We start from the raw sequence: 13,595 nt of genomic DNA, 5'->3' as shown, positions 1-13,595 counted from the left end.
ACCTCATTAGATTCCGTTCAGCTCGCGGAAGAGGGCGCGCCAGGTCGGCCAGTCGTGGCCGCCGGTTTGCCAGACGGCCCCACCACGGAGGGGGAGCTCGCGCTCGGCGAGGCGACTTGTGGGTGCCAAGCGATCGCTCAGACCGCACCCCAGCTTGATGGGGGCGGCGGAGAGGCCTTTGGCTTCCCTTTCCCTGATGCGCTTCCAGATGGCCCGGGAGAAGTCCCGCTCGCTCTCCGGTTCCTCCTGCCAACGCTGCAGGTCACCTGCCGTCTGGATTTCCTCGATGACCTCGGGTTCGCCGAGGAAGGGGGAGAGCAGGATCAACTCGTCGGCGACGCCCGGTTTTTCCAAGTCGTAGAGCATGGCGCCCAGGCCACCCATGGAAATGCCAACGAGGGTGACTTTGGAGATCCCGTCGCGCTGGGCGGGCAGGATGATGTCCTCGTGAAGCCGGTCGACCGCGGTGCGGTTCCGGTAGTATCCGATGTGGAGGTCCGGACGAACGATCCGCGCATCGGGGAAGGCGGTCTTGGCGAGCTCGGTGAACCCTTCGCGGTCGATTTCCTGCGGGGTGGTCAGGCGACCTGGCAGGAGCACGACCAGTTGCTTTGCGGTGGACGGTGGTTCGTCGACCCGCATGGGCACCGGAGCTTCTGTTTTCCGGGGAATCCAGGCACAGCTTGCCTGGAGAATGGCGAGGGCTGCGGCGCAGAGTGATTTCATGGTGCATGATTGTACCGGGAGCTGGTTCGCGCATGCGAAAGTTGCGCTGAGAATCTGTCTGAGTGACAGTTCAGCTGCGTGGAGAATTAATTCCGCTTACTTCGTCTGCTCTCCAGTGAATGCGCTCCTTCCATTCGTCCGAGAGGTCAACCATGGGAATGCGGGTAATACCTCCGGAGTGCCTGATTTGCATCGAAGTTTCATCGAATCCTTTGATGGTGACTCCAACGAAGATCCGCCCGGATCGTAGACGAAGCTCTTCGAAATTCTGTTGCAAGAGAGTCTTCCGCTGTTCTCGCCTGTAGGTGCTTCGATGATCGGCAAGCTGCTGAGGAATAGCTTGTATTTCGCGCCGTAGTTGGTCTCTCTCAGTAGTGAGAAGGCGTCGCTCCAATTCAAGGGCTTCAGAGAGACTCGAAATTTGGGTTATCGTATGGTGCTGATCCAAACGATCAGAAACATCGCTCTTCATTCTCTCAGCTAGCCGAATGCGTTCTAGTCTGAGTTCTTCTTCATACTCGGCCCCCTTCTCGAGTTGGTAGAGTAGGTTGGCTCTATCGCGGTCGACCGTAATCGAGCCATCGAATGCCAAGGAAAAAAATACAGTAATGAAGATGAGAAGAGCCAGTCCTGATAGATAACTAATCAAAGTCCACGAGGAAAAAAGACCATATTTTCCGCTCACTCCAGTTCCTCGGCCGTCTGTCCCCGGCTTTCCGCCTCTGATTCGAGTTTCTTCCTTTCCGCCTCAATCTGTTCTTCGTAGTTGGCAGCTTCCTGTTGTTCCTTGGCGATGGTCAGGTTCAAAAGCTTGATGTTCCGCTCCGCATCAAGAATTTTGGCCTCAAGTGCCTTAATTTGTGCCCTGATTTGGGGGGCATTACTTATTCCTCCAGTCGCTGCCTTGGATTCATGCTGACTCAGTTCGGAGCGCTTGGAGGTCAGCTGGGATTCGAGAATTGGAATCGCGTTGGTATTATTTGCAATTTTACGTTCTGCAGTAGAGATCGCGTCCTTCGAAGCAGTGAGTTCAGCTTCCAGTCGTGAGATCCTGTAAGCTCGCTCGTTTATAGCCGTGTTAAGTCCACGAATTTTGCGTTCTTTTTCTTCTGCTTCGAGGCGGGCAAGCGTTTCTGCTTCATCGATCTGAAGAAACTCCTTGATGTCTTCCGGTAGGTCTTCAAGTCCGATCCCCGTGATGCCTGAGGCATGACGGATTTGTACGCGGGCCGCATCAATATCCTTCACGCTGACGTCGTTGTAGGTTCTTCCCTGCGCGGTGGTCAGAGTGGCGTATTTCTTTCCTAATAGGGCGGCTCGAGCTGACTCTCGGTATGACTGCTTGTAGTTGTCGAGAGATTCGCGTGCCTTCTGAGCCTTTGCTTCGAAGGTGATGAGCTGGCTTTCCAAGTCGAGGAGATCTTTCTTGGTTGCTTTTGAACGAGCCTCCAATCGGATCAGTTGGTCCACTGTTTCGGTATAGCCTTCTATTCTTTCAGCCTCATTTCTAGCTTCAGCTACATTTTTTTCCAAGCGGGCTAGCGTCTTTTCATCTTCTTGGATGGTGTACTCAATGGTTTTGCCGCCACCTTGAAAATCTTCCCCGAAGACGAGAAGATAGAGCGTCAGGAATCCACCTAGGACAATCACGGCTAAAATCGTGCCGATCAAGCCGGGCCCTCTAGCGCTGGTAAATAGATCTGTTCCCATATGGTCGGTTGTTTGTGTTAACGCAGCGGGTACTTCGCCTTGTAGGCGTCCAACTCTTCCTTCAACTCGGTGGCCTGTTGTTTCAAGAGCGCGATTGAAGTCCTCAATTCAGCGATCGATTTCTCATCCCTTGCCACGACTTCCTTGAGTTCGGCCAACTCTTCACTGCGATCCTCTGGGGCGCTGTTGATCTTGTCCCTGAGCACAATCAGTTGGCTCTCAAGAGTTCTGATCTGTGCTTGTTGCCGGTCTCGCTTTGCGACCAATTCTGGATCCTCGTCACAGGAGACAAGGAGCAAGCAGGTCCCAATTATAGAGGTCACCAGCAGAGGCTTTGCGAGCGAGCCACCAAATGAAGCATGAATGTGTAGGGCCACATGAGAGAGATAGAAAAGTGATGGTTGGCTTTCAAGGATCGAAACCGGGATTTTCAGGCAGGGATGCTTCCGTTTGGATGACTTGTGGGCTGGTGATTGCCGTGTTGGCTGGGTTGGGCGCCCAGCCGTTCTGCTAGCCGGGATTTGGCAGCCAGTGGATTCTCAAAATCCATACTTGTATGACAACTTTAGAGGAGTAAAAGAGCGCCGCCATGAGCTTACGGATTCTTCTGACGACCACCTCTTACCAGGACACCCCTGGCAGCCACCATGATCTGCTTGAAAGCGGCGGGTTTGAAATCGTGCGCGAGCGCGGGCCTCTGTCGGAGGAGCGGATGCTGGAGTTGGCGGGTGAGTTCGATGGCTTCCTCTGTGGGGATGATGCGATCACGCAGGCGGTGATCGACAAGTCGCTGCCGCGGCTCCGTGTGATCAGCAAGTACGGCATAGGCCTCGACAAGATCGATGTGAAGTATGCGACTGAGAAGCGGCTTCCGGTGCTGTTCACGCCCGGCGTGAATCACACGACGGTGGCGGAGCATACCTTCGGGTTGCTTCTGGGGCTGACCAAGCGGGTTTTCTCGAACGGTCAGGAAGTGCGTGATGGTGCGTGGCAGGCGGGCTGGAAGAAGCCGATCGGCAACGAGATCATGGGCAAGACGATGGGCATCATCGGGCTGGGCCGGATCGGGAAGGAGGTGGCGATCCGTGCCAATGCCTTCGGCATGAAGGTGATCGCCTACGACCCGTATTTCGATGGGGCTTTCTCCTACAAGCACAAGGTGAAGCGCTGCGCGAACATGGACGAGGTGCTGCACAACTCGGACGTGGTTTCGCTCCACTGCTTCCTCGATGAGAACACGCACGGCATGATCAACTCGGCGAAGATCGCGGAGATGCGCGACAATGTGGTGGTGCTGAATTGTGCACGCGGTGAGATCGTCAACATCAACGACATGGCCGCGGCACTCGAGAGTGGCAAGGTGGGCGGCTATGGAGCGGACGTGCTCGACTGCGAGCCACCGCCGGCGGACCACGTGCTGCTGAAGGCTCCGAACTGCATCATCACCTCCCACATCGGATCACGGACGCATGAGAGCGTGAACCGCCAGGCGACGCGGGCGACCAACAACCTGATCAACTTCCTCAAGGGCGACTCCGACTACATTCAGTCCAACAAGTTCTAACAAAATTCTCTCAATCCTTTTTCCAACAACCAGAAGACCATGGCCATTCAGATCAAAGACGCCGCCGATTGCAATTTCGACATCATCTCGCTCGGAGAAGTGATGCTCCGCCTCGACCCGGGTGACGGTCGGACCCGTACGGCCCGACGTTTCGACGTCTGGGAAGGCGGCGGGGAATACAACGTGGCCCGGGGGCTGCGCCGTTGTTTCGGCAAACGTGCGGCGGTGGTGACTGCATTCGCCGAGAATGACATCGGCCGTCTTCTCGAGGACTTCATCCTCCAGGGTGGGGTGGATACCCGATTCATCCAGTGGGCGGACTTCGACGGGTTGGGGCGCAACGTGCGGAACGGTCTGAACTTCACGGAGAAGGGCTTCGGTGTGCGTGGTGCGAAGGGCACTCCGGACCGTGGCCTGACGGCGGCGATGCAGATGAAGCCCGGCGACATCGACTGGGAGGAGATTTTCGGGAACCAAGGCAGCCGCTGGTTCCACACGGGTGGGATTTTCGCCGCTCTTTCGGAGACCACGGCGGAAGTGACGATCGAAGCCTGCAAGGCGGCGAAGAAGCATGGCACGATTGTTTCCTACGACCTGAACTACCGTCCGAGCCTGTGGAAGAGCATCGGTGGTCTGGCCAAGGCGCAGGAAGTGAACCGCGAGATCGCGAAGTATGTCGATGTGATGATCGGCAATGAAGAGGACTTCACGGCGAGCCTCGGCTTCGAGGTGGAAGGGGTGAGTGAGCACGTCACGGGACTCCAGGTGGACAGCTTCAAGGCGATGATCCGCAATGCGGTGGCCGACTTCCCGAACTTCCAGGCGGTGGCGACGACGCTGCGTGATGTACACACGGCCACGGTCAACGACTGGGGTGCGATTTCCTGGCACGATGGCGAGTTCTTCGAAGCGACCCACCGTCCGAAGCTGGAGATCTACGACCGTGTCGGTGGGGGGGATTCATTCGCCAGCGGCCTGATCTACGGTTTCATGGAATTCAATGACCCGCAGCAGGCGGTGGAGTATGGCGCTGCTCACGGAGCGCTGGCGATGACCACTCCGGGTGACACGACGATGGCGACCGTCGACGAGGTGAAGAAGCTCGTGGGTGGTGGATCCGCCCGGGTGGATCGTTGATGCCTCAGAGTTGGTCGCGGATCGGCAAGAGTCCCGAGATGCGGGACATCAGCTTCCGCGACCACTTGGCGGGCGGCTCAGTGGTCCGGGTGGTGTCCCGTGATTGCCACTGGACCTTGCCATTGGCATCGCGGCTGACGGCCCAGGAGTTGTCGCTTGAGTAGAGTTCTTCCAGCCACTCGTTGAGTTCGTTGGCGAGTGGCTTGCTGTCGATGAGCAGGCCGCTCTCGGTGTTGATGTCGAGTGCGCGTGGGTCGAGGTTGAGGGATCCGATGAAGGACCGTCGGTTGTCGACGACGATGGTCTTCGCATGGAGTGTGATGCGTTTCGCGACGACGGGCGGTACATCGGCATCCGCACGGACCTGTGGATTCGGGTCGGGCCGGAATTCATGGACCTCGGCGCCGTTGTCGACCAGTCGGGCACGGATCTTGCGGTAGTGGCCGTCGACGAGAGGTTGATTGTTCGCCTCGAGGCTTGCGGTGAGGATCCTGATGTCGACCCCGTTGGCCTCGGCGTTCTTGATGTTCTCGATCGAAGCATCGGAGGGCAGCAGGTAGGGGGATACGACGGTGACCTCACCCTGTTTCCTTGCCTGGACTTCCTCGAGGGTCCGGACGAGTTGCCGGTTGTCTTCGTGGACCTCGGGGTGGTCCTGAATGAACTCTGCTTTGCCGAAGTGCATGCCTGCGGGGAGTTTGCCGAGCATCCGTGACCAGTCCTGGCGGTCGAGCGGGTAGTTCCGGAGTTCTTCGGCGAAATCCTCCTCCATGCTTGTCCGGAGGCTGGTCTGGTAGGTCTGGACGGCGGAGTCCATCCTCTTTGAGGAAAGGTGGGTTCCGGGGAAGGTATGGGACGAATTCCAGAAAGCGTCGAATCCATCCGAGATGTCATCGACGACGGGTCCGCTTGCGAGCACGTCGAGGTCGATGAAGTTGTAATTACGGTCCATGCCGTAGTAGTGGTCGCCGATGTTTCGTCCACCGACGATGCTCAGGCTGCGGTCGACGGTGAAGGTCTTGTTGTGCATCCGTCGATTGAGCGAGCGGAAGTTCGATGCCCATTCGGCGAGCGCGCCGAACGAGTTGTTGCGGACGCGGCCGGGGTTGAAGATCCGGACGTCGAAATTCGGATGCTCCCGACAGAGGGCTGCGAGGGCGGGTTCGTTGCTGTTGAGCAGGAAGTCATCGACCAGGATCCGGACCCGGACGCCGCGCTCCGCAGCTTGGAGGGCACGGAAGAAGATCAGGCTGCTGGAGGCTCCCTGGTGCCAGAGGTAGAGCTGGATGTCGATGGATGAGGTTGCCGAGTCGATGAGTGCGAGCCGCCAGTCGAGGCCCTCCTTGGCCTCCTCGAGGAGGAGGAACGCGGACTGGTCCTTTGCCAGCTGGCGGTTGATCCGGCGGCTGGTGGTGGAGGCCGTGCCGTGCTGAGGGGCGGCGATCGCGTGACTGACGGGCTTGTCTTCAACCTTCGGAAGGATGGTGCAGGCGGAAAGCGCGATGCAGGCGAGGGCGGGGATCAGATGCCGAATCACAGGGGGGAGTGTTTCAAACCGCCGCAGGACCGACAAGGGTGTGCTGGCAAACGAAGGAATATTGAATATGTTCGGTGGAAGGAGGTCTCAAAGTATCAGCATGAAGCGAGTAGCAGGAATTCTGACCGTGGCGATCGGCTTGGCGGCGCCGGTTTTCGCCATCCCGAACACGGTTTTCGGCCCCATCGTCCAAGCGGACAGTCCACTCAATGGCACGGATCTGACCGAGCCGGTGCTGGCGGCTCTGGCGGGCGATGGTGAGCTTCCCGGTCAGTGGGTGGCCGAGGGGCGGGTCGGGTCGGCGGAAATTTCTCATTTGTTGGCGCGGCCGGAGGTGTTTGGTCGGGAGGTGGTGATCCTGAGGGCGGTGCGCAGGGAAGGGGTGCTGGAGCGTGTGGAGGCGACCTTTGCGGATGCGGGATCGTTCTTTGGCTATTTCGAGGACGATTTGCCGAAGGGCCTGGGACGTGAGGAGGCGAAGCAGGTGGCGATGGATCGTCTGAAGGCGCGGCAGGATGAATTTACGGAGATTTTCGAGGAGTCGTTGGATGAGGTGCGGAAGTCGATTTCGCTGCTGGCGGATCGGGAAGAGCCGAAGGAGCGCCGGATCGGCAAGGGAAGGATGCTGAGGGCTGAAGTGGAGGAATGGAAGAAGGGGGATCTGGTGATCCGCCTGTTCTCCGCGGATCAGCGGCTGGTAAGAGCAGAGATTTCCACAGAGGAGCTGGCCTCCGACAGCTGGATGGATCGGGCATTCAAGGAGGAGAACGATCGGGAGAGGCAGGCTCGATTGAGCCGCTCCGTGGTGAAGGAGGATGGAGTGGTGCGCCTCGCCGGGATGGAGCCGATTCCGCAGGGATACCGGCCCTACTGCGGGCTGAACACGCTGGCGATGGCTGCGCGACACTTTGGACTGCACCTGGATGAGGACTGGTTGGCGGCGGCGGGTGGATTTCAGAATACCGGGAGTGCGGCGGGGTCGAACATGGTGAAGCTCTACAGTGCGGTGGCGGCGGAGGCTGGACTATCGATGGACCGTTCGCCGAAATTTGACGAATTGGCGGTTCGCCGGGCGCTGGAGGAGGGGCGTCCGGTCATCGTGTGGCGGCGGTTCTCGTGGGAGAGGAACCGGCTTCACGACGAAGTGGCCAAACAGGGCGCCGATCTGCCGGATCCGCTGTCGGTGGAGGAGAAGGCAACGTGGCCGGGCGAGGATGCTCCTTTGCACGCCTCGGTGCTGACCGGTTTCGACCCGAAGAAGCGGGAGGTGTTTTTCCTCGAGAGTTGGGGAGGGAAGGATGAGCCGCGGCGAATGACGTTCGATGAGATGGCGGCCACGACCTACCTTTGCTTCGTCTTCGATGACTGAGGGGGCCGTCGGGTCGCCTGCTAGTGTAGTCCGCCAAGCAGACTGCACATTATGATTTTTTAAGGAATATGGGTATCCAGTCGCTTCGCGGGGTCGGCGAAAGAACGACGGGGTCTTTTCCCAAATTTCTGCGTTGTTCGTCGGTCACGAATCTCGATTCGCACCCTCCTCACGCCTTGAACTTCGAAAAAACTCCCCATCGCACAACGCACAGTCTGCTTGGCGGACTACACTACAGCGCGGTTTTGAAGCGCAGGAAGCAGGGAGGGGCGGCGGGGAAGAAAAAGCGCGGGGAGCCGGTGGCGCCAGAGTCGAGGGAGCCGGGGCCATCGAGATAAGATTCGAGGGGGAGAGCCTGCCAGCTGCCGTCCGCCAGGGTGGTCGAGTATTCGAGGCTCATGGGGACCTTCAGGCCTGTTGCAGGGAGGGTAATTTGAAGCAGGTTCTCGCCGAACTGCTGGACGAAGCCAGCCGGCAGGGATGGGGTCGTGGGAGGCAGGTCGAGATTATAGAGGAAGACCCACGGGATGCCGGCGGGATTGGTGTCCTCGGGGTCGGGGTTCACCAAGCCGTGGCTCTGGGCCCACAAGCTGTAGTCATTCGGCAGGGTGAACAGAGCGGTTGTGCTCCAGCTGCCGGTTTCTTGAACGAAGAGTTGCTGAGCCGACTGGACAATGTTGGAGGGCGCGGACTCGGTGAATTGGTAGGTCAGGGTTGCCCGAATGAGTCGGTGGAAGGTCGTGGTCCCTGTTTGGGCGAGAGAGATGATGGGGGTGCCCCGATGAGGCAGCTCGACCGGCGGAGCTTGGGAGCTGACGACCTCAAGCTTCATGACCCCCGACCGGCTGCTGAAGAGCCGTTCGTAGCCCACACTGGTCACCCAGTGGTGGTTCCCCGCCACGATGCCGTCGAAGGGGTCGACCGAGGCTGGTGGGTTGACGGTGGTGGGGACAAAGGCCCGGTAAAACGGGGAAACGTAGGACGATGAGGTCCGGGTAAACGAGGTTGGGAGCGGTGTCGTGACTCCGGTGTAGGTGATGGTCGGAAAGATCTGGAGTCTCGATTCGGCTTCCTGCCGCTGCACAGACCCTCCGGTGTAGGCAAACTCGGTCACTGCCAGGGTTTCCGGATCGAAGCCGATCGATGCCTGGATGCTGCCGGCGTAGGTCGCGGTCGTTTCGTCCGGAAAGGTGGTCTGGGAAACATCGCCGATGCCTGCGGTGGACGTCAGGTTGACCGTGGTAGTGCTGTTCGGCGGGATGACGAAGGTGAGATTCCTGGTTTCCACGGACAGCCCGGGCAGCACGGTAGCCGCCAGGGAAGTCACGAGGGTTCGCGGGATTCGCACGCCGGCCAATCGCCTCGATTTCACAGAAGATCAAGCTCAGAGGTTCGGCAGGGCGGGCTCACTCGACCTCGATGAGCATGGCGGTCGTGTTGTCCCGACCGGATTCCGAGACGGCGTAGTCGACCAGTCGTTTGGCGCTGAGTTCCTCGCGGGCCATGTCATTGATCCTCCGGTCCCAGAGCCCGTCGATGAGCCCGTCCGAGCAGATCAGGAAGCGGTCTCCGGGTTCGCATCCGACGCGGCCGATCTGCGGGTGCACGCGTTCGCTGCGTCCTCCCAGCACTTGGGAAAGAATGTTCTTCTTGGGATGGTTGCGGGCCTGGCGTTCGTTGAGCATCCCGCGACGTTGGAGGCTTCCGACGTGGCTGTGGTCTTCACTGACTTGGACCATGTCGCCGTTCTTCGGCAGGTAGTAGATGCGGCTGTCGCCGACGTGTCCGAAGGCCATCCAGCCGGGCATGAACCAGCACAGGCTCAGCGTGGCTCCCATGCCGCGGCATTCCTCATAATGTCGGCCGAGTTCTCGAAGTGAGTCGTGGGTCTGGAGAAAGATCTCGCTCAGGCTGTCGGCGAAGCCGGAGTCGATCCGGTTGGCTCCGAGCTGGAAGCTCTGGGGCAGGAGGCGGGTGATTTTCTCCACAGCGATCTTGCTGGCGACTTCCCCGGCTTTTGCGCCGCCCATGCCATCGCTCACGGCGAACACGAAGTCGTGGAAATCCAGCGAGCTGTTGCCGTCCTTGCCGAGGTAGTGAAGCTCGTGGGCATCGAAGGTGAGCGCGAGGAAGGCATCCTCGTTGTTGTTTCTGAAGCGCCCGGTGTCGGTGATGCCAGACCAGCGGATTTCAGAAGGTGGCGGGGTCTCTACGTCAGTTTCCATGCGGTTTCCAAGGAGGCCGGTCGGCTGCGGGGACGATGGCTGGGGGAAGCGATGACGACAAAGGCAAAAAAATTCGTTTCGTCGAGGCCATTGGCCCGCTATGTGCTGACCCCGTCACGGAACGTGAGCTGGCTCTCCACGGGGGAGGCGGTATCTCGCGGACCAGCCATCCCGCCCCCGAGGGCGAATCAAACCACCAAAACTACGACTAATACGATGCCCAAGTTCAAATTGGAGTATATCTGGCTCGACGGCTATGCGCCGGTCCCGAACCTCCGCGGAAAGACCCAAATCAAGGAATACGAGAAGTTTCCAACTCTCGAAGAGCTTCCTGACTGGGGTTTTGACGGCAGCTCGACCCAGCAAGCCGACGGCAGCGACTCGGACTGTGTCCTGAAGCCTGTTGCCATCTACCCTGACTCCACCCGCAACAATGGTGCGATTGTCATGTGTGAAGTCATGCTTCCTGACGGCACTCCGCACCCATCCAACTCCCGCGCTACGATCCTGGACGACGAGAACGCCTGGTTCGGATTCGAGCAGGAGTATTTCCTCGTCGAAGACGGCCTGCCACTCGGTTTCCCGAAGGGCGGCTACCCGAACCCACAGGGTGAGTACTACTGCGGTGTCGGCTTCAAGAACGTCGGTGACGTCGCTCGCCAGATCGTGGAAGAGCACCTTGAAATCTGCCTCGACGCCGGCATCAACCACGAAGGCATCAACGCCGAGGTGGCGAAAGGCCAGTGGGAGTTCCAAATCTTCGGTAAGGGTTCGAAGCGTGCCGCTGACCAGATCTGGGTTGCCCGCTACATCCTCAACCGTCTCTGCGAAAGCTACGGTGTGGACGTGGAGTACCACTGCAAGCCGCTCACCGGCGACTGGAATGGTTCCGGCATGCACGCCAACTTCTCGACCGAGTATCTGCGTGAGACCGGCGGCAAGGAGTACTTCGACAAGCTCATGGCAGCCTTCGAAAAGAACTGCGACGAACACATCGCTGCATACGGCCCGGACAATCACATGCGTTTGACCGGTCTCCACGAAACCCAGTCGATCGACCAGTTCTCCTGGGGTATCGCTGACCGTGGTGCTTCGATCCGTGTGCCTCACAGCTTCGCGAAGAACGACTGGAAGGGCTACCTTGAGGACCGTCGTCCGAACTCGCAGGGTGATCCATACGCGATCGCTTCGCGGATTCTCAAGACGATTGCTGAAGTTCCGACTTCCTGAGATCGCCAGACGATTTCTGATTTCCAAAGCCGTCCATCCTTTCGGGGTGGGCGGTTTTTTTGTGGGATGGGTGCCTGGCACTCACCAAGCGTGGTCGCGGGCTGCTGTCATGGTGTCGCCGCTCGGCCCTTGTCACTGGATGGATTTCTGGCTCAGAGTCCGACCATATGAAATCCGGTGTGCTTCTTTTTCTGCTCGTCCTGCTGGTGTCCGGGTGTGCGAATTTCCGCAAACTCGGACAGAACCTGAATTTCATGGATGAGACGGTCATCGTGACGGGTCACATCAAGAATGCTGCGGATTACAAGGATGTCAGGGCCTTCGTGGTCGATTGGGACCGGGACAAGAAGAAGATCAAGAGTGTGGATTACTGCGATGTGAAGGGGCTTGGGGTGTTCGGCTTCTTTGTGGAGGAAAGCGACAACCTCTACCTGATGGCCTGGGCCGATTCGAACGGGAATGACCGCTTCGACAAGGGAGAACCTGCGTGGTTCAGCATGGATCAGGCGGGCAACGTGGCGCCGATCACCATTCACCCGGGGGAGCCGGAGGCCATGGGTTACCTGAAGCCGAGCCATGATTATCCGGCTGACCTGGTCGGCCCTGCGGAGGAGTTTTACCAAGGGCGTCACAGGTCCGAGGTGAAGACGGGTTGGGAGATCCCGATCAACCTGGGTGAGGTGGCGAAGGTGAGTGAGGCAAGGTTTTCAAGCGAATCGGCGCAGGCTGGCTACTGGGAACCGGCCGGCTACCCGATGAAGGTCGGTCTGGGGATCTATTTCACGGAGAAGTACGATGCCAATCGTACTCCGGTGGTCTTCGTGCACGGAGCAGCGGGTTCGCCCAAGGACTTCGAGGATTTCATCGCCACCTTCGACCGCAAGAGGTTCCAGCTCTGGTTCTTCCATTACCCGAGCGGGCGGAGGTTGTCAGAGATGGGAGCGAGCCTGGATCGAGGGCTGCGGTTGCTGCATAGTCACCATCGATTCGAGAAGGTGCATGTCGTCGCCCACAGCATGGGTGGTCTGGTGGCACGCCGGGCGATTCTGGACAACCTCGACTCGAAGGATCCCTGCATCGGGCGGTTTGTTTCGATTTCCTCTCCTTTCGGCGGGCAGGAATTCGCAGCGACGGGAGTCAAGAGGGCGCCCTCCGTGATTCCTTCGTGGAGGGATATCGAACCGAAGAGCGATTTCCTCGAGGATGTCTTTGAGGACCGGCTCCTCGGGGATGTGGAACACATGATGCTTTATGGGACGAAGAGCTCGAAGAGCTGGGGCCTGCCACCTGAGAATGATGGGACTTTGAGCGTGGAGAGCATGACCTTCGACCTGGCGGTGAAGGATGCGGTGGCGCTGAAGGAATATCACGATGACCACATGTCGATCCTGTCGAATCGAGAGGTCATCAGGGAGGTGGAGCGTTTCCTCAGGGCCGACCATCCGTGACGGGTCGGATCGCCCGGCTTGCGCAATCAGGTGAGGTGTCGGGATGGGTCGGCTGGGAGCCGGGATGCCTCAGTCGTCCAGCGGGACGATCTTGATCTGGCCCTTGGGCTTCTGGAGCTCTCCGGACAGGGTGGGGCTGTTGGCTGGCGATGAGGCGGCGGAGGGTTCACTTCCCAGCGCGTTTTGGAGGGCACCCTCGACGAGTTGGCCGCAGTGGATCTTCATGGGGGGTAGCGGGCCAAGGTCACCGGTGAGTTCATCGGCGGAGAGCGCCTGGGCTTCTTCGGCGGTTTTTCCCTTCAGGAGTTCGGTGGCCATGGAAGCCACGGCGATGGCGGTTTGACAGCCGAAGCTCTGGAAGGAGGCCCGGTCGATGACCTTCTGCCCATCCTTCTCGGTGAATTTCAGCCACATGCGGAGCATGTCGCCGCAGTCCGGGGAACCGACGGTGCCGACGGAATCGGCGTCGCTCATTTCGCCCTGATTCCGCGGGTTGGCCAGCGCGTCCCGCACTTTGTCTTCGAAGTCGCTCATGCCGTTAGCTTACGGGTGATCGGTGGGTTGGGAAATGGATAATTGGAGGGTGCGGTGTGTTCCTGCGCGCATCTGGCGGGAGGAAGAATCCCGTCGCGGGCCTTGTCGCAGGCTT

The 13,595-nt window shown here is 59.2% G+C and carries 13 protein-coding genes; 5 read left to right on the top strand and 8 right to left on the bottom strand.

Features of this window, described 5'->3' with window-relative positions:
• Nucleotides 1-6: 6 nt before the first annotated feature.
• The 4 genes from JIN81_RS13835 to JIN81_RS13820 all read right to left on the bottom strand — a co-directional run bounded on the left by JIN81_RS13835 (nucleotide 7) and on the right by JIN81_RS13820 (nucleotide 2,642).
• Complete coding sequence (locus JIN81_RS13835) at nucleotides 7-726, bottom strand: alpha/beta hydrolase-fold protein (protein WP_200280832.1); 720 nt, start codon at nucleotides 724-726, stop codon at nucleotides 7-9.
• A gap of 70 nt (nucleotides 727-796) precedes the next feature.
• On the bottom strand, nucleotides 797-1,411 hold the full coding sequence (locus JIN81_RS13830; protein ID WP_200280830.1) for a hypothetical protein: 615 nt from the start codon (nucleotides 1,409-1,411) through the stop codon (nucleotides 797-799).
• A complete protein-coding gene (locus JIN81_RS13825; protein WP_200280828.1) occupies nucleotides 1,408-2,436 on the bottom strand; it encodes a coiled-coil domain-containing protein in 1,029 nt (342 codons plus the stop codon). Before JIN81_RS13825 ends, JIN81_RS13830 begins: the two co-directional genes overlap by 4 nt.
• 17 nt (nucleotides 2,437-2,453) lie before the next feature.
• A complete protein-coding gene (locus tag JIN81_RS13820) occupies nucleotides 2,454-2,642 on the bottom strand; it encodes a hypothetical protein (protein WP_200280826.1) in 189 nt (62 codons plus the stop codon).
• Nucleotides 2,643-3,025: 383 nt separating this feature from the next.
• Between JIN81_RS13820 and JIN81_RS13815 the strand changes: the two genes are divergently transcribed.
• Together JIN81_RS13815 and JIN81_RS13810 are read left to right on the top strand one after the other, a co-directional pair.
• Nucleotides 3,026-4,000, top strand: a complete 975-nt coding sequence (locus JIN81_RS13815; protein WP_200280823.1) for a phosphoglycerate dehydrogenase — start codon at nucleotides 3,026-3,028, stop codon at nucleotides 3,998-4,000.
• Between the two features lie 39 nt (nucleotides 4,001-4,039).
• Nucleotides 4,040-5,137, top strand: coding sequence for a sugar kinase (locus JIN81_RS13810; RefSeq protein ID WP_200280820.1), 1,098 nt, complete (start codon nucleotides 4,040-4,042; stop codon nucleotides 5,135-5,137).
• A gap of 4 nt (nucleotides 5,138-5,141) precedes the next feature.
• Here JIN81_RS13810 and JIN81_RS13805 read toward each other — a convergent pair whose 3' ends face one another.
• On the bottom strand, nucleotides 5,142-6,674 hold the full coding sequence (locus tag JIN81_RS13805) for a phospholipase D-like domain-containing protein (protein WP_200280817.1): 1,533 nt from the start codon (nucleotides 6,672-6,674) through the stop codon (nucleotides 5,142-5,144).
• A 100-nt stretch (nucleotides 6,675-6,774) separates the two neighbouring features.
• On the opposite strand from JIN81_RS13805, the gene JIN81_RS13800 reads away from it, so the two are divergent.
• Entirely contained in the window at nucleotides 6,775-8,043 is a 1,269-nt protein-coding gene (locus JIN81_RS13800) for an ATP-binding cassette domain-containing protein (protein WP_200280814.1), read from the top strand.
• Nucleotides 8,044-8,275: 232 nt separating this feature from the next.
• Here JIN81_RS13800 and JIN81_RS13795 read toward each other — a convergent pair whose 3' ends face one another.
• Nucleotides 8,276-9,391, bottom strand: a complete 1,116-nt coding sequence (locus JIN81_RS13795; RefSeq protein WP_200280811.1) for a hypothetical protein — start codon at nucleotides 9,389-9,391, stop codon at nucleotides 8,276-8,278.
• A 58-nt stretch (nucleotides 9,392-9,449) separates the two neighbouring features.
• A complete protein-coding gene (locus JIN81_RS13790; RefSeq protein ID WP_200280808.1) occupies nucleotides 9,450-10,268 on the bottom strand; it encodes a PP2C family protein-serine/threonine phosphatase in 819 nt (272 codons plus the stop codon).
• Between the two features lie 216 nt (nucleotides 10,269-10,484).
• Between JIN81_RS13790 and JIN81_RS13785 the strand changes: the two genes are divergently transcribed.
• A complete protein-coding gene (locus JIN81_RS13785) occupies nucleotides 10,485-11,498 on the top strand; it encodes a glutamine synthetase beta-grasp domain-containing protein (protein WP_200280804.1) in 1,014 nt (337 codons plus the stop codon).
• Between the two features lie 167 nt (nucleotides 11,499-11,665).
• The gene (locus JIN81_RS13780) at nucleotides 11,666-12,946 is read left to right on the top strand and encodes an alpha/beta fold hydrolase (RefSeq protein WP_200280801.1); all 1,281 of its coding nucleotides are present in this window, start codon (nucleotides 11,666-11,668) and stop codon (nucleotides 12,944-12,946) included.
• Nucleotides 12,947-13,015: 69 nt separating this feature from the next.
• Here JIN81_RS13780 and JIN81_RS13775 read toward each other — a convergent pair whose 3' ends face one another.
• Nucleotides 13,016-13,480, bottom strand: coding sequence for an iron-sulfur cluster assembly scaffold protein (locus JIN81_RS13775; RefSeq protein WP_200280798.1), 465 nt, complete (start codon nucleotides 13,478-13,480; stop codon nucleotides 13,016-13,018).
• Between the last annotated feature and the right edge of the window lie 115 nt (nucleotides 13,481-13,595).

The sequence above is a fragment of the Haloferula rosea genome (genome assembly GCF_016595525.1).
Classification (GTDB): domain Bacteria; phylum Verrucomicrobiota; class Verrucomicrobiia; order Verrucomicrobiales; family Akkermansiaceae; genus Haloferula; species Haloferula rosea.
This window is presented reverse-complemented; position numbering and strand designations above follow the sequence as displayed.